We start from the raw sequence: 16,613 nt of genomic DNA on the forward strand, positions 1-16,613 counted from the left end.
TTATTTGCACAGTTCTTCAGCCATCTGATCCAGCTGTTCCATATTCTCCTCACTCAGTGAAGACACGATCTTAACGGTTGTATCAAGCCATGTGATATTTTTGCTCTTTTCGAATTCTGCTTTCATAACCTTGGCTGCATTCGGAGCCCAGCTTCCGTTTTCGATCAAACCAATTGTACGGTTCTGATAGTTTCTTTCTGTCAGATGATCGATGTATGTTTTCATGAACGGGAAAATATCTGCATTGTATGTAATGGTTGCAAGAACCAGCTTGCCATAACGGAAAGCGTCTTCAACTGCTTTAGCCATATCATCTCTTGCAAGGTCAAATACAGAGACTTTCGGGCAGCCTTTTTCTTCCAGCTTCTGTGCCAGAACTTCAACTGCTTTCTTTGTATTTCCATATACAGATGAATAAGCGATCACAACGCCCTCATCCTCTACTTTATAGGAAGACCAGATATCATACTTTTCAATATAATGACCAAGATTTTCTGTCAGAATCGGTCCATGCAGCGGACAGATTGTCTGAATATCCAGTGTAGAAGCAGCTTTGAGAAGTTTCTGAACCTGCGGACCGTATTTTCCAACAATTCCAATATAGTAACGACGTGCTTCGCAGTCCCAGTCCTCTTCTACATCAAGCGCACCAAATTTACCAAATCCGTCTGCGGAAAACAGAACCTTGTCTGTGCTATCATAGGTAACCATAACTTCCGGCCAGTGTACCATCGGTGCAAATACAAATGTAAGTACATGTTTGCCAAGTGTCAGGCTTTCACCATTAGCAACTACCAGTTTTCTGTCGCCAAGATCCATGTTTCTGAAGAAGTTCTCCATCATAGTGAATGTCTTGGTATTAGCTACAACCGTTACTTCTGGATAAGCTTTGACAAAATTCTCGATATTTGCAGCATGATCCGGTTCCATATGCTGTACGACCAGATAATCCGGCTTTGCACCATTCAGCACTTTTGCCACATTACCAAGCCACTCTTCTGCAAAATGCGCATCTACCGTGTCCATAACTGCAATCTTTTCGTCCATGATCACATAAGAGTTGTAAGACATACCGTTCGGAACATCATACTGTCCTTCAAACAAATCTACCTGATGATCATTGACACCTACATAATAAATATCATTTCCGACTTTCATTGTTACCATAAACCTCCTCATTGGTCTGTTTTATTTATATCCTTTATTTTTCTTTCTGTTATTCAAGCTGTCTTTCACTCGCTTTTGAACTCATTATATCCACTCTCTCACATGAAATCAATAGTTGTTCATTATATTCTCGACACTTTTTGTCAGGTTTTTGTTTTTTCTCTTCACATACAAAAAGCAGCAAAGATCATGATTTCTTCGCTGCCTTCATATTATAAATGAACATACCCAGTGATGCAAAAATGATCAGTCCATATCCAACAAAACTGTAAGTATCCGGAATCTCTCCAAACAGGAAAAATCCCAGAAGTGTCGCAAATATGATCTGCGAATAATCAAAAATTGAAATCTTACCTGCCGGTGCATACGTATACGCCGCAGTGATCGTAAACTGTCCACCCGCAGCGAACAATCCTGCCATCATAAGTGTTACCAGCTGTCTTCCTGTCATCGGCGTATAATCAAAAATCAGATACGGTAATACAAACAGGCAGGAAAAGACCGAAAAATAAAATACTATGATGGGACCTTTCACTCCATGTGTCCCGAGCACACGCACCATTGTATAGGCAACCCCTGCTCCAAGCCCACCACAGACACCGATCAGTGCCGGAACCAATGCCGCATTCTGGAACCCTGGTTTCACAACAAACAAACATCCGATAAAAGCAAGAAATACACAAGCTCCCTGTGTCGGCGTAATCTTCTCTTTCAAAAGAAGGAACGAAAAAATGATTGCAAAAAACGGTGACAGTTTGTTCAGGATAGATGCGTCCGCAACCAGAAGATGGTCGATCGCATAAAAATTACAGAGAATTCCAAGTGTTCCAAATGCACAACGAAGGAAAAGCGGTCCCCAGTATTGTTTCTGAACTCTTGGTACCATATGCTTTCTGGTCAGAATGATTGCCGCAAAAACAGCTGCTACCAAATTACGAAAAAAACTCTTCTGCACGGATGGAAGATCTCCTGCCAGACGCACGCTCACATTCATACATGCAAAGAAAAATGCAGACAGGATGATCATGACCATTCCTTTTATATAATTTTCCTGTTTCATATTTAATCTATAAGCCTCCTCATATTTTCTTTAAAAATAAAAAGCTTCTATAATATCACTTTTTATTTATCATAGCACCAATCCGCTTGCAGATACAATAGAGATTCTACCACATAACAAGCTGAATATTTTCATTCCCTGTAAATTTTATATGGAAGTTTCACATTCTTTCCGTTATAATGATAGCTGAATACATACACGAAGAGACGCGGCACCTTATTACAACACTAAAGCCGCTTCAGAACGGAGGAGAAATATTATGGAAATTGTTTGTTTAGACCTTGAGGGTGTCCTGGTACCTGAAATCTGGATCGCATTTGCAGAAGAGACCGGTATCCCGGAATTAAAAAGAACAACAAGAGATGAGCCGGATTACGACAAATTAATGAAATACCGTCTCAATATTTTAAAAGAACATAATCTTGGACTGAAAGAGATTCAGGAAACAATTTCCAAGATTGATCCACTCCCGGGTGCGAAAGAATTCCTCGACAAACTCAGAGAAATGACACAGGTGATCATCATCAGCGATACCTTCTCTCAGTTCGCAGGACCTCTGATGAAAAAACTCGGCTATCCGACAATCTTCTGCAACTCACTCGTTGTAGCAGACAACGGCGAAATCACAGACTTCAAGATGCGCTGTGAAAAATCCAAATACACAACTGTCAAAGCCCTGCAGTCCATCGGCTATGACACCATCGCAAGCGGTGACAGCCACAACGACCTTGGCATGATCCAGGCAAGCAAAGCAGGCTTCCTGTTCAAGAGCACCGATGCCATCAAATCTGAATATCCGGAGATTCCGGCATATGAAACTTACGATGAGCTGTATGATGCAATCAGGAAAGTAATCAAAGGATAATATCCAAGACTAAATTCATTCAAAAAATCCCTGACGAATCCGCATTCTTTATAGAATCTTGATCTGTCAGGGATTTCTTTTATATTTTTGCAACAAAAAAGCGGGTGATGGGAATCGAACCCACGTATCCAGCTTGGAAGGCTGGTGTTCTACCATTGAACTACACCCGCATCTGCAATGCATAAACTATAATATCATATTTTACAGAAAATGCAAGCAGATTTTTTATTTTTTTATATTTTTGTGTTTATATACGCAATTTAATGTAACTGTTTGCTGCACGCATTACTCTTTGAGTTCCTGCGTATGAACCAGTGAAGCATAGATACCGTCTTTTTGCATCAGTTCCTCATGTGTTCCCTTTTCGACAATCTGTCCCTGCTCGATCACAGCAATATCATCTGCATTCTTCACTGTAGAAAGTCTGTGTGCAATGATGATCGTCGTTCTTCCGACAGCCAGTTTCTCAAAAGTTCCCTGAATCCTTGCTTCGGTTACGCTGTCCAATGCGGATGTCGCTTCATCCAGAATCAGGATCGGCGGATTTTTTAGGAAGATACGTGCAATAGAAATTCTCTGCTTCTGTCCTCCGGAAAGAAGTGCTCCCCGTTCACCAACATTCGTACCAAACCCTTTCGGCATTTCCATGATATCATCATAAATTTCTGCCATCTTTGCCGCACGGACAATCTCATCCATCGTTGCATCCAGCTTTCCATAACGGATATTTTCTGCAATACTGTCTGCAAAAAGGAATACCTCCTGCTGCACAACTCCAATGTTCTTATGCAAAGATTCCTGTGTTGCTTTTCGCACATCGGTGCCATCAATCGAAATACTTCCTGATGTTACATCATAGAATCGCGGAATCAGCTGACTCAGCGTTGTCTTACCACCACCAGATGATCCGACAAATGCAATCGTCTCTCCCGGTGCAATATGAAGTGAAACATCCTGAAGCACATCATGATCTCCTTCATAAGCAAATCCAACATGATCAATGTCAATTCTGCCTTTTACATCCTGAAGTTCTGTCGCATCCGGAGCGTCTTTCAGCGTCGCCTCCGTCCGCATCAGTTGTACATATCTGTGCAGACTGGCTGTTCCATTCGCAATCAGTTCCACAGTCGTTGAAAGCTTTCGTACCGGATTCACGAAAGTGGAAACATACAGGCTGAATGTGATCAGATCAATAATATTCAACTGGTCCGACATGATCAGTGCACCACCAACTGCAATTACAATCGCAGAAAGAATACACATAAAAAATTCCATCACTGCATTGAACCGTCCCATGGCTCTGTAAAAATCCGCTTTGGAATCGCGATAGCTCAGATTTGCAGAATCGAATTTATCGAGTTCTTTGTCCTCATTTGCAAAAGCTTTTGCAGTTCGAAGTCCGGAAAGTCCGGATTCAAAATCGGTATTAATCGCTGCCATCTCTTTTTTTACATTGCGCGATGCATTCTGCATGGAAAAACGGCATTTCCACACAATGAGCAGAAAAATCGGAATGGTAATTGCGATTACCAGTGCCAGTTTCCACTGAATCGTAAACATAATGATCAGTGCACCAATGATCGTCACAGTAGAAATAAAAATATCCTCCGGTGCATGATGTGCAAATTCTGTAATATCAAAAAGTTCCGATGTGAGCTGGCTCATCAGCTGTCCTACTCGAGCATTATCAAAATACGCATAACTCAGTTCCTGAATATGCTGAAACAGATCACGCCGGAAATCGGTTTCTATCCGCACGCCAAATGTATGCCCCCAGTAGGTGATAATATAAGTAAAAACTGACCGCAAAATATAAGCGCAGAACACAACCGCCATTACTGTCCAGAATGTTCTCCACGCATTGTCCGGCAAAAGTTTGTACATACACCATCTGGAAATAAACGGAAATGCCAGATCAATCAGCGCAATCGCTAATGCACATACCATATCCAGCAAAAATAATTTCCTGTGAGGTTTAAAATACGACAGAAAAATCTGCATCTCACTCTTATTTTTAAAGTCTTTCTGATTCATCTTTCCTCTCCTTAGCAATACTCCACTCCCGGTACAGATGATTCCCAATGCCAGGACAAGAAGTCCTGTAACATAAAAAAGCACCCGTAAAGTCGAACTTTTTTCATTTTTTATTCACTCACTTTCTGGAAATCATCTTAGCACAAAATCTTACATATATCAAACAACACTGATACATGCAAAATCTGGAATACAACACAAAAAAGCCGGGACCCTTTCGGATCCCGGCCATATATAAGAGGGAGAATAAGCAATGGAAGGTTAACCTTCGATTGCGATATAACCGTCTTTTTCTTCAACAGCTTTTGGTGCTTTCTTCGGAAGAGAAAGTTTCAGAATACCGTCTTCATATTTTGCATGAATATCTTCTTCCTTTACTCCATCACCTACATAGAAGCTTCGACTCATGGAACCTGCATAACGTTCACGTCTGATGTAGTTTCCTTCTTTGTCCTTAGCATCCTTATCAAGTCCTTTGGCTGCCGATAGTGTCAGATAACCATCTTTCAGCTGAACTTTAATCTCATCTTTCTTAAATCCCGGAAGATCAATATCAAGTTCATAGCTGCCATCTGTCTCACGGATATCTGTTTTCATCATATTCTGTGCATGTTTACCATAAAGTGGATTCTTCTTGCCCCAAAACTCATCGTTAAACGGGAAGTTCATCCAATCATCATCAAATAAGTTTTCTCCAAAAATACTAGGCATTAACATAAGTCATCTCTCCTTTAATGATAAAAATCTATATACAAGTCTTTCGACTGTTGTCTGCAAATCTATATTTAAGGGCACCGCCCGAAATCTCCGGGCAGTACCACCAGCTTTTTAGCGGTCAGATATGTCTGACAAGAATCTTGATCAAATCAATTGCTGATTATTCAATGGTGATATATTTCGGATCATTGGAAACTGGTTTTGCTTCTTTCTTCGGAACAAACAGTTTCAGGATACCGTGTTTGTATTCACCTTTGATGTCTTCCTGTGTAACATCTTCACCTACATAAAAGCTTCTCTCGCATGCTCCTGCATAACGTTCACGTCTGATGTAACGTCCTGTCTTCTTGTCATCCTCTTCTTCATCAAGACCTTTAGCTGCGCTGACGGTAAGATAACCATCTTTCAGAGCTACCTTAACTTCGTCTTTCTTGAATCCAGGTACATCAATCACCAGTTCATAACCTTCCTTGGTTTCTTTAATATCTGTTCTCAGAAGGTTCTGTGCTCTGTGTCCGTACAGTTTCTTCTCTGCTTTCTTCTCATCTTTGTCATCGTAATAGAACGGTGTAAAGAAATCATCAAATAAGTTTTCTCCAAAAATACTAGGCATTAACATAAGTCATCTCTCCCTTTTTCTTTATAATCTATATCAACTAAATTGTTAAGTGCTGAACCCGGTTGGTATGAAGGATATCTAAGAGATTTTCTTCATTTTTCTTATCTCTTTATCCCTCTTCCTTTGTTCTAATTGTAATATAACACGTATTGTTAGCACTGTCAAGAGGTGAGTGCTAATTTTTTGAGATTTTTTTTGCAAACCTTGATTTTACGGGGTTTGCAACACTTTTTCTTCCTTATAATCATCACTTTTTCTTGGTTTGACACCATTTTGACACCAATTTTTTATTTTTGGTGTCAGCTAATTGCTACGCTTTCCAGTCTTGTGATTTCACTCTCAATTCTGGACATCTCACTTACATGGTTGTATACGTCCATCGTTACGTCTATGTGGGCGTGTCCCATAATATATTGAAGAACTTTTACGTCCATTCTTTTTTCTGCCATTCTGGTACAAGCCGTATGTCGCATAATGTGAGCGGATACCGTTGGTAACAATTCAGCATTTCTATGTTCAGTCTTTGCAATTTGAACTTCTTTTTTGTTATATGCGTCTACAATATTATATAAGATATTGTTTATTGCACTAGGCATGAGCGGTCTGCCGGACTTTGCCATGAAAATGAATCCTTTATAACCGTCTATCTCAACATCTTTTCCTTTTTGAAGCATAAAGTTTAATTTCTTTTGTTCTTCAAATGCTCTTTGTACATCTGATGTCATAGGGATAGTTCGGATTCCAGAATCCGTCTTTGGCGTGGAAATATGGAATTTATAGCCATCTCCTAAATCTTTATAAATCAACTGATGGTCAATACTTACCGCTTTTGTTCTGACATCTACATCTTCCCAAGTCAATCCAATCAGTTCTCCGCACCTTACACCTGTTCCTAACATGATTCTAAGCATTGGATAATAGGTATTGTATACTTGATTATTTTTCACAAATTCCAGCATTTTTTCCTGTTGTAAAACTGTTAAGGCAATACGTTCTTCTGCCTGTCTACCATAATCACTGATAGAAAACTTTGCCGGATTTTTGCGGATAATATCATCATCAACAGCCATTTCCAGTGCCGGATAAATCATATTGTTAATAAATTTTATTGTAGAATATGCGTATCCTGCTTTAGAAAGTTTTGAGTAAAACGATTTGATGTGTGATGGTAAAATCTGAATAACCTTGATGTTTCCAATTTCATCTTTGACACGATTCTCCCATGTTTTCAGATAATTTGCTCTAGTGGATTCTTTCAGCTCCCTAGTAGACATATATCTTTCAAACAATTTATTAAGAGTAAGTTTTTTGATTGCTCCATCCGTTAAAATGTTATCTTCCAAGTCTTTTACAATCTGCTTTTCCTTTTCCCTTAATTCCGGTAAATCCTTTGCATATACTGTCAGACGTTTTCCACTTCTTATATCTGTATAACGGTAACTATATCTACCATCTTTACGCCAGCTTTCGCCCTCTCTTAATTTTCTTCCTTTATGGTCTTTTCTGCTATTTGCCATGAGAAACATTCCTTTCTGTAATAGCCCCCTTTTTTGTTCTCATGACGTGGTTATGTCTATAAATATTATACCATATATCACAAGAAACATAAATGAAAAAGGGTGTTATTCTTCCAGATATGAGAGGTAATTTTTGACTTTTTCTACCGAATAAAGAACCCTACGTCCAATCACAATTTTTGCTCCTGCCTGTTCTCCAATCTTTCTTGCAGTAGCATGACCACAAGATAACATTGCAGACAATTTATCTATATTTACCGTTATCGGCTGTGAGGTTGGTCTTTCTTTTGTTTTGTTCATCTGTCAACCCTCCTTTTACCGACCTGTATTATCGTCATTTTCTGCACACCAGTAAAAGTATCACTCTCCTTTACTATGTGCTTTTTTACAAGCAGTCAGACGGCTTCGGCAAGCTCCGCTGGTATCTCAACCATTCCCATTCCTGTGGGCTGAACCGTGTCATACGGGTGTATCATTATCCTGTGTTGCAGGTCATGGCAGAACGACTTTTCCAACGGTCGCTCCCAGATCATTGCATGAATCGCTATCTCCCGATTGGAAAAGTCACGGCGTACAACCTCTGATGGCTCACTGCAAGCACAAACGTATCTGACTGCTTTATTCACTTATCAAAGAACTGTTAGGCTCTTGTCAGCCTGTATCAATTCATTTTTACAAATGGACTGATACAGAATGATAAGAAAAAGCGGAACAGGAAAGAGGGGAGTTTGTTAAATCATGCTCCGCTCAAATATTACTTAATGTTCGTCTATTTCAAATTCACATATCATTTTCAAAAGGGCTTCTCTGATACGTCCCTTTAATTCCATATCAACCACAATGTATACGTTGCCGTATTCATCGTAAAACGGGCGTAAACAGCATTTTGATATGTAGGCTTCATAGAATAACAACAGCTTTTCTATGGCGTTTTCGTTACCGTCCACGGCTGATGATATGAGAAAAAATGATGGAAGTGTGTGTTGCTTATTCTTCATTTGTTTTCTTCTCCTTTAACTGCTTTCTGATTTCTTCAAGTGAATTTCTTCTGTGTCTGTATGATGTGCTTCGGTTGATGTTCAGCTTTTCGCCTATCTCCGAATCGCTCATATCCAAGAAGAAAAACATCAATACAATGTTCCGACTCTGCTCCGGCAACTGTTTCAGTGCTTCTGCAAGTTCTTCATCAAGTACACGGATTTCTGTACCGCACACATCGAATGTTGTATATTCACTTTCGTAATCGTCCCATACAATCAATTTCTCAACAACAATCTCTGGAAGCTCACAAAAGGATACTTCCTTTGCCTGTCGTCTGGCTAATTCCTTGCGGTAATTACGGACAATTCCTTTAACAACTTTTTTGAGCTTACAGTCGAACTGACACTGTATCGTCTTTTGGAAGTCTGACGGTTTCACAATCACACCCCCTTTCCGTTATGAAGTAAAAAGTATGTATCCCTCTTTCCGCACCATATCTGTACAGCAGGGTGTGATTTGTTGCAGAATCAAAAAAATTCTTTATGTTATAAAAAAGACAAAATGCGTCTGCTCGCAGAACGCAAGTAAACGCATAGGAAATAAAAAAGCCAGTATATTGAATTGTCAGTTCGTATTTATAGTCGAAATTACCCGGAGAGGGAGCTACGCTTTTTTTAATTGATGTAACTCATGTACACTATGAATAACCAAAACAGACACGGTAAATCAACCTCCAATCGGCTACCGTGTCCCTGCAAGTCGTCATAGGTTTGTGTAAACGCAAAGAAACGGCGGCTCTGAAAATCAAAGTCGCCGTTTCATACGCGCATGAAAATATGTCTGCTCCACGACGGCTTTTTTTCTTTTGCCGTCGTCCGGCAGATTGCATTTTTATTCTTTACTTATATGCTATATGTTAATTTTGTGGATTTCATAAAGATTTGAAAAATAATGAGCGATACCGCAGTACCGCTCACCAAATTTCTAATATGGAATTTTGATAATAACCTGTGCGCCGCCAGTCTTTTTAGAATTGCTTAAAACAAGCTGCCCGCCATGTTGCTTGATAATGCTGCTCGTGATATAAAGTCCCATACCAAAGTGCATATTAGAAATTCTGCTTTTGTCGCCCATGAAAAACTGTTCCTGTGCATGGTGTAGGGACTCTGGCGTGAAGCCGCTTCCCTCGTCTGTTATGGATATGTGCAAAAAGCAGTCTGTCATTTGCACTGTTACATAAATTGTCCCCTGTGTTGGAGAGTAGTCTAACGCATTGCTTATCACATTCATAATTGCCCGTTCCAACAGCAACTTATCCGCTTTGAGTGCGCCCAAGTCAGCTCCCGTTTCCATGTGCAGACAAATTCCTTTAGTAAGGCATAAAGAGCTTGCCTGCGTTTCAATCCGTCTCATGTAATCAGCTATATCAAATTTTTCTAAATGAAGCTGATACCCGGCGACTGTCCGGGAAATGTCAATTAACGTCTTAATATAAATGCCTATCTGCTCGGAACTTTCAGTGATGTAACCCGCATATAGACGTTGCTCGTCGTCAAGCTCTGTTTCACTTATCAAATCAATATTTCCTTGAATGACGGTCAAAGGTGTTTTCAAATCATGAGCGAGTGCTGCAATCTGTTCTCTTTGTAATTGTTCCGCGTGCCATTGCTTCTCTAAAGATATTTTCAGATTATCTTTCATATTAGCAAAAGAACAAAGTACATCCTCAAATTCTTTGATTTTTGAATGTTCCACTTCAAAATCAAGATTTTGTCCGGCAACCTGCCTTGTTGCTTCAAAAAGCGGGGAGAGCTGCGCCCGCATATTTTTTGCAAACTTCGCTGTCAATATCACGCATACCGCAATACAGTTGATTGCTATGAGAATATAAAGCAGAATTTCCGGTGAGGGAAAATGTTCATAAAGCCATTCATTTGTAAATTGTGAGCCGATGTAATATTGTAGCACCACATATTCATTTTCGCGGGTCACAAGCAAATACTGTTTGTTGAGGTTTGTATTTATCTTCCCGGATATTGCGTATTCCATAGCCCGGTCTAAATCGTCGCCCTCTAAGGTCGTTTCTGTCACTTGATAATTCTTATCCAGCACCAAATACTTGCAACCCATAGGAAGCTGCACATCTGTCAAATCCGGCGTTGCAGCAATAACAGGAACAAGGTTTTTTGCACTGCGTTCTGAATAATCCGCATAGGTAATAAGTCCCGTACTGGTTCCGGCTAAAATAAGACTGAATGGTATCACCACCGCACCTATTAGCCCAATCAGAAGCATACATAAGAATTTCCAAAAAGACGCTTTCAGTGATGTTGTTTTTTTTATTCCCATTTATACCCAATCCCCCAGACTGTCGCTATCGGCTGAATATCCAGTTTGTTCAATTTTGACCGGATATTCTTGATATGAGTAGAAATCGTAGAATTATCACTGTCGCCCTCTAAGCTGAAAACAGCTTCGTAAATCTGTTCTTTTGAAAATACCTGTCCTTTATTCCTTGCAAGATATTCACAAATCAGATATTCGCTTTTCGTTAAGGCAACAGGCGTGTTATCTACCCGTAATTCTTTTTCAGATAAATCAATTTTTATGCGGTCAAAGGTAAGTGCGGTATGTCGTTCCCTACGTTCACGCCGTAAGTGGGCGTTTACTCTCGCCCGCAATTCTGCAATACGAAATGGTTTTGTCAGATAGTCGTCTGCTCCCAGACCAAGCCCAAATGTGATGTCATGCTCCATTGTCTTTGCCGTCAGAAAAAGAATAGGACAGTCTACAAGGGAACGAATTTTATCACAATAGGAAAAGCCGTCTACATCTGGCATCATAATATCCAGTATAATCAAGTCATATCTGTTCAGCTTATCAATCGGTACCTGTGCGGCAGAGGTATAAGTGGTCACGAAATGCCCATCCTTTCGCAGCCCGTTTTTGACAAGCTCTAAAATAGCCTGTTCATCATCAATCATAAGGATCGTTGCCATATTGTTGCCTCCTTTCGTTGTCCTTTTTAGTATAACACAAGCTCCAAGGGTAGGAAGGTAGGAAAGCTGTCATTGTCGCTTTGCAATATAGTAGTTATCATTTACATTGACCGCAACCGCTTCCGCTTTATCGGTTCCGTAAATCTCATAGACATCTGTGTAAAACCAAAACTCTCGCCCCTGTCCGGCATTTTCCCCGTACCAGTCAATCTTGCTTAAATCTTCTTTTGACAAAGGGATTTTCGTTTCTGTATCGAATGTAACACTTTCAGCGAGAATATCAATGTAGCTGCCTAATTCATCATCTGATACCATATCAGACGTTACTTGATAAACCGTCCCGCCCCAAAGAAGTTGTGTCGCATTTTCTGGATTGACTTCAAAGCTGTCATTTATAGATTCTTCTGTTTTCTTAAAATCAAAAACAGTATCGCTATCTTTGACATTTTTGCTGATAACAGCTTTATGATACCCTCCGTTTACATCTACAATAAGATAATCGTCTGCGTTAGGAGCCGCATATACATTGAGAAAAGGAATAATGTAAGCGGCTTCTGGTGCTTTCTCCGCCAAATCCGCTAAGGATTGAAAAGTCACCGTTTCAACATTTTCTTGCAGCAATATTTTTCCGTTCTCGTCTATGGCAGCCAGCTGCCGGATATATCCAATCCATTCTCCAAGCCCGCCATTTGATACGGTATCTGCCAAAATGGTGTAATCGTTACCTTTATAGGAAAAACGTGTTACATTTTCCGTATTCAAATAGCATTGTTCCTTGTCACTGGAATATTCTTCGATTCTGTCCTGTAAAGTACAGCCAGCAAGAGCCACACAAACGATAAAGGTAAACAGCAGAAGTAGCATTATTTTTTTGCTTTTATTCATAATTTTTTCTTCCCTCCCAATGAGAAAACCATAATAAGGTCAGCAACAAGCCACCTGTCGTTAATGCTGCAATCCATATTTTTTCTGTTCCATAGTTGAAAATTTGTCGGCTCAAAATATCCTGTACCCAATTCATAGACCATGCAAAGGGGATATACCGGGCTACACCTTTCAGCTCAATATTGCTATATAAGATACATTGCAGACTTTCAAACACGCCCCAAAACAGGGATAACCCTAATCCAAATTTGAAGCTAAGGAACAGGTGCAAGATGTATATTATAAAATTACAAAAAGCCATCCCGGCGGCGGCTCCAATGAGCATTCCGAGCTGCACTGTATCAGCCATTCCCAAAAGATGTATGCCAATCACAAATAACAGGAACAGAAAGAACAATGCAAATACCCCCGAACCATAAAGATAAGTTAATTTTGCAAGCATATTTTTGTGTCTGTTTGGTACAGCAAGCAGCGTTTGGAAGTGTGAAGCCTTTTCTTCCAGTGCAACGTTCAGACCAACAATAACGCTTATCAACACCGGAAAAAACGTTGTCGTAATTTCCAATATCATTTTGAGCTTTTTACTGTCTGCGGTGCTGGCATACTGGGAATAGTAAGCAAGAAATAACAATGCCCCCATAACGGGTACACAAAAATGAATAGCCCAAAACGATGTATGCTTCGTTTTTTCCTGTTCAGAACGAAGCGCATAAATAAAACCCATTTCTGTCTACCTCCCTTTGGAAAAATCCTTTGCGTCGGCATAGGATAAAATAAGAAACAAGAGTATTGACAACGAAATGGAAATCATAATGGCTATAGAAAATCCACAATTCCCCGCATAAGTTCCGTTTATTTCAATTCCCATAAGTGGCTCTGCCAGTTTTGCTGCCCAACAATACGGTACAAACCACCATGCTATTGTATTTCCTAATGCGGTAGCAGTAGATAGGACAATCCCAAGTATTGTATTTAACACAATCGGCACAAACATTCCCGTTTTGCGTGCTAAGTACAGACACAAAGGAATTTGCCAGACAGACGCAAGGATAATTCCGATACTTCCTGTAATGCTGTGTAAAAGAGAATATACTGCCGTTGCCGGAGCAATGATATTACTGATAGAAATAAGCAATGCTAAAAATATCGCTGAAACAAGCAGTTTTTCGACTAAGATAATGCCCTTGGCAAATTCAAATCTCGAAAGATTTACAGGCATAGAAAATACCGAATAGTATTTCCCGGCGTTTTCTTCTTTTCTGTGTGACAAAGAACACAAAATTGCGATTGCTCCCGGAAGCAGGAACGCATACCACCAGTAAAGCGTCATGTACTGATACCCTATATATCCACCCATAAGCCATGCAAAAATAGCCGTAATTAGCGGAACAATGAAAATCAGTTTGTTCGATATTGTCCTCTTGAATTTCAAATGTTCTGATTTTAGATAGTCCATGCCTTAACCCTCCCTGTGATTGCTTTTTACAACGTCCATAAAAAGCTGTTCCAAATTTTCGTTTGCATTAAGTTTTCCCTCATAGCCTAAGACGCCGCCCGCAATAATGCCGATGTGGTCAGCGGTCTGTTGTACCTCGGAGAGAATATGACTTGATAAAATAACGGTAATACCCTTTGCAGGAAAGGAACGGATAAGCTCTCTAAGTTCTTCAATCCCAATCGGGTCAAGCCCGTTGGTTGGTTCATCAAGTATGAGCAGCTTCGGGTTGTTTAGTAATGCAACTGCAATTCCAAGACGCTGTTTCATACCAAGAGAAAACTGTCCGGCTCTTTTCTTGCCTGTTTCCGTCAGCCGGACGATTTGCAGCACTTCGTCAATCCGCTTATCTGTCAGCCCTAACACGGTAGTTCTCACTTTCAGATTTTCATAGGCGGTTAGGTTCTCATAAAGCGGTGGCATTTCAATCAATGCCCCGATATGGTTTAAGTCGCTACGCTTCCATGTATGACCGTCAAATTCGATGTTTCCAGAAGTCGGTTTCAAAATGCCAGTAATCATTTTTAGTGTTGTAGATTTTCCAGCTCCGTTCGGTCCAAGCAGTCCATAGACAGAATTTCTTTCAATGTTCAGCGAAATATTGTTTACAACCGTTTGCCCGCTGAAAGATTTGCAAAGGTTTGTTGTTTTTAAAATCATTTCCATATTTTGTGATACCCTTTCTTTTGATTATGAATAAAGAATAGTTTCTATTTTTGAAGATTTCATAAAGAATTTAAAATTTATCCAATCATATATTAGGAATTATTTAAGCTAGATGTAGGAATTGTATAGACGTATCTTGAAAAAGTTAGGAACTATACAATATAGCAGGGTGAATAATTATGGCTAAAAGACCTGTACCACTTTATGACTTCGCAGCTTTCGGGCAAGCGATAAAAGCGGCGCGGACAGCGAGAAAGGAAAGTCGCAAAGATGTAAGCGACGCAATGAATATTTCTCCGCGTTACCTTACCAATATTGAAAATAAGGGACAACAACCAAGCCTGCAAATCTTTTATGAGCTTGTGACACGCTATAACATATCGGTAGACCAATTCTTTTTTCCGAATAGAGACACTGAAAAATCCACTCAGCGGCGGCAGCTTGATACTCTGCTTGACAATATCAGCGATAAGGGATTAAGGATTGTGACTGCTACGGCGAAAGAGGTTGCGGAAATCGAAAACTCGGACAAATAAGCTGTCCGTACACAACTGAATATGACAGAAAGAAACGTTGCAACCTTTACGGGATTGCAGCGTTTTTTCTTTGTTCTCTTTGGCAAAACAAACCATTCGTTTGTAATATATGACAGCAAATAAAAGGCTTACACCCTATACCGAAATGTAAGCCTTTTGATTTTATCCTACAATCTTCCAGTTATCGTCCTTATGAAGTAAAAGCTCATACTGTGAGATTTGTGTCATTTTCGACTTGTTATCCAGATATTTCACAGACACACTGACCTTGAGGTTGTTGCTGTCTTTGGTAAAGACAGGGTTTACCAGTTCTGAAAATACATAGTCGCCGGAGACAGGAGCAAGCACTCCGGCTTTAACATAATAGGCAAGTTCTTTTTCCGTAGCTGTCGGATAGAGCTTAAAGAATGTTTCCAAGAAAGCGGTAGCGTCCTTGACTGTATCGGAGCTGACACTGACATCGGCTTCCTGTGCTTTCGGTTCATACTTTGATTTCTGTACTGCCGGAGCGAGGGTAGGATTCTGGGTAATGACCATTGCACCGTCCTTATCCACATGAACGGTTACAGTATAGTTTTCTGTGACTGCCTGTGTCTGTTCTCCCTCTTTTACCTGCTGATCTACTTCGTAGGCAACGGTAAAATCGTCCGTTCCAGACTGCTTTACATTCCAGACCAGCACATTTGTAACGGTCGCACTGGTTGGTATGTCCGTTCTGATGGTATCGGCGTTCAAATCCTGTAATTCTTTGGTAAGGTATTTACTGATTTCTGTTGTCCTTGCTTCAATGGCTTCCTTGCTGGTATCCCATGAGTAGTAGGCTTTCGCAAAGTTCTTAACGAAATTCTCAATCCCATTGGTATCGTTCAATCGTAGCTGAATGATTTCTTTTTCATGTACCGTGTGGGTGTCAATGGCGGTAAAGTTCTTGTACACGCCAAAACTGGTGCTTGCAAGAAGTACCGCCCACAAAAGCAGGACAGATTTCTTGTGTGTCCCGACTTTCATGGTACGCACTTTCTTTTCTTTGGGTTCTTTCATTGTTTTTTCTTTCTTCTTAAACATATTTCAA

The 16,613-nt window shown here is 40.1% G+C and carries 17 protein-coding genes, 1 tRNA gene and 1 pseudogene; 2 read left to right on the forward strand and 17 right to left on the reverse strand.

The features are described from left to right. Positions 1-3: 3 nt before the first annotated feature. Positions 4-1,158, reverse strand: a pseudogene (locus NQ503_RS15575) (FprA family A-type flavoprotein); the annotation flags it as partial. A gap of 196 nt (positions 1,159-1,354) precedes the next feature. Continuing rightward, complete coding sequence (locus tag NQ503_RS15580) at positions 1,355-2,227, reverse strand: DMT family transporter (protein ID WP_022388650.1); 873 nt, start codon at positions 2,225-2,227, stop codon at positions 1,355-1,357. Between the two features lie 259 nt (positions 2,228-2,486). Between NQ503_RS15580 and thrH the strand changes: the two genes are divergently transcribed. Next, positions 2,487-3,092 carry a bifunctional phosphoserine phosphatase/homoserine phosphotransferase ThrH gene (gene thrH / locus NQ503_RS15585; protein WP_005423242.1) on the forward strand — a complete coding sequence of 202 codons (606 nt, stop codon included), beginning with the start codon at positions 2,487-2,489 and terminating at the stop codon, positions 3,090-3,092. A 99-nt stretch (positions 3,093-3,191) separates the two neighbouring features. On the opposite strand, the gene NQ503_RS15590 is transcribed toward thrH, so the two are convergent. From NQ503_RS15590 to NQ503_RS15655, 14 genes are all read right to left on the reverse strand, one after another. After that, positions 3,192-3,262, reverse strand: a tRNA-Gly gene (locus NQ503_RS15590). A 115-nt stretch (positions 3,263-3,377) separates the two neighbouring features. Beyond that, positions 3,378-5,126, reverse strand: a complete 1,749-nt coding sequence (locus NQ503_RS15595) for an ABC transporter ATP-binding protein (protein WP_005423239.1) — start codon at positions 5,124-5,126, stop codon at positions 3,378-3,380. Positions 5,127-5,387: 261 nt separating this feature from the next. After that, on the reverse strand, positions 5,388-5,843 hold the full coding sequence (locus NQ503_RS15600; RefSeq protein WP_044925128.1) for an Hsp20/alpha crystallin family protein: 456 nt from the start codon (positions 5,841-5,843) through the stop codon (positions 5,388-5,390). Between the two features lie 160 nt (positions 5,844-6,003). Then, complete coding sequence (locus tag NQ503_RS15605) at positions 6,004-6,462, reverse strand: Hsp20/alpha crystallin family protein (RefSeq protein WP_044925124.1); 459 nt, start codon at positions 6,460-6,462, stop codon at positions 6,004-6,006. Positions 6,463-6,761: 299 nt separating this feature from the next. Beyond that, entirely contained in the window at positions 6,762-7,979 is a 1,218-nt protein-coding gene (locus NQ503_RS15610) for a tyrosine-type recombinase/integrase (RefSeq protein WP_044925121.1), read from the reverse strand. Positions 7,980-8,084: 105 nt separating this feature from the next. Continuing rightward, the gene (locus NQ503_RS15615; protein ID WP_005423220.1) at positions 8,085-8,279 is read right to left on the reverse strand and encodes a hypothetical protein; all 195 of its coding nucleotides are present in this window, start codon (positions 8,277-8,279) and stop codon (positions 8,085-8,087) included. 458 nt (positions 8,280-8,737) lie between these two features. Continuing rightward, on the reverse strand, positions 8,738-8,977 hold the full coding sequence (locus NQ503_RS15620; RefSeq protein WP_005423216.1) for a helix-turn-helix domain-containing protein: 240 nt from the start codon (positions 8,975-8,977) through the stop codon (positions 8,738-8,740). Next, positions 8,967-9,398, reverse strand: coding sequence for an RNA polymerase sigma factor (locus NQ503_RS15625; RefSeq protein ID WP_044925118.1), 432 nt, complete (start codon positions 9,396-9,398; stop codon positions 8,967-8,969). The genes NQ503_RS15620 and NQ503_RS15625 overlap by 11 nt, the downstream gene beginning before the upstream one ends. 546 nt (positions 9,399-9,944) lie before the next feature. Next, positions 9,945-11,309, reverse strand: a complete 1,365-nt coding sequence (locus NQ503_RS15630; RefSeq protein ID WP_005423212.1) for a sensor histidine kinase — start codon at positions 11,307-11,309, stop codon at positions 9,945-9,947. Then, positions 11,300-11,959: a response regulator transcription factor gene (locus tag NQ503_RS15635; protein WP_005423211.1), complete on the reverse strand. Its 660-nt coding sequence runs from the start codon at positions 11,957-11,959 to the stop codon at positions 11,300-11,302. Before NQ503_RS15635 ends, NQ503_RS15630 begins: the two co-directional genes overlap by 10 nt. A gap of 69 nt (positions 11,960-12,028) precedes the next feature. Continuing rightward, the gene (locus NQ503_RS15640) at positions 12,029-12,844 is read right to left on the reverse strand and encodes a NisI/SpaI family lantibiotic immunity lipoprotein (RefSeq protein WP_005423210.1); all 816 of its coding nucleotides are present in this window, start codon (positions 12,842-12,844) and stop codon (positions 12,029-12,031) included. Beyond that, positions 12,837-13,568 (reverse strand): lantibiotic immunity ABC transporter MutG family permease subunit, encoded by a 732-nt coding sequence (locus NQ503_RS15645; protein ID WP_005423209.1) that lies wholly within the window; start codon positions 13,566-13,568, stop codon positions 12,837-12,839. Before NQ503_RS15645 ends, NQ503_RS15640 begins: the two co-directional genes overlap by 8 nt. Positions 13,569-13,574: 6 nt before the next feature. Continuing rightward, positions 13,575-14,300 (reverse strand): lantibiotic immunity ABC transporter MutE/EpiE family permease subunit, encoded by a 726-nt coding sequence (locus NQ503_RS15650; RefSeq protein WP_005423207.1) that lies wholly within the window; start codon positions 14,298-14,300, stop codon positions 13,575-13,577. A gap of 3 nt (positions 14,301-14,303) precedes the next feature. After that, the gene (locus NQ503_RS15655; protein WP_005423205.1) at positions 14,304-15,005 is read right to left on the reverse strand and encodes a lantibiotic protection ABC transporter ATP-binding protein; all 702 of its coding nucleotides are present in this window, start codon (positions 15,003-15,005) and stop codon (positions 14,304-14,306) included. 179 nt (positions 15,006-15,184) lie between these two features. On the opposite strand from NQ503_RS15655, the gene NQ503_RS15660 reads away from it, so the two are divergent. Next, entirely contained in the window at positions 15,185-15,541 is a 357-nt protein-coding gene (locus NQ503_RS15660; protein WP_005423204.1) for a helix-turn-helix transcriptional regulator, read from the forward strand. A gap of 162 nt (positions 15,542-15,703) precedes the next feature. Here NQ503_RS15660 and NQ503_RS15665 read toward each other — a convergent pair whose 3' ends face one another. Continuing rightward, positions 15,704-16,606 (reverse strand): conjugal transfer protein, encoded by a 903-nt coding sequence (locus NQ503_RS15665; protein ID WP_005423203.1) that lies wholly within the window; start codon positions 16,604-16,606, stop codon positions 15,704-15,706. Positions 16,607-16,613: the final 7 nt, after the last annotated feature.

It is taken from the genome of Blautia obeum ATCC 29174 (assembly GCF_025147765.1).
GTDB classification, from domain to species: Bacteria; Bacillota; Clostridia; order Lachnospirales; family Lachnospiraceae; genus Blautia_A; species Blautia_A obeum.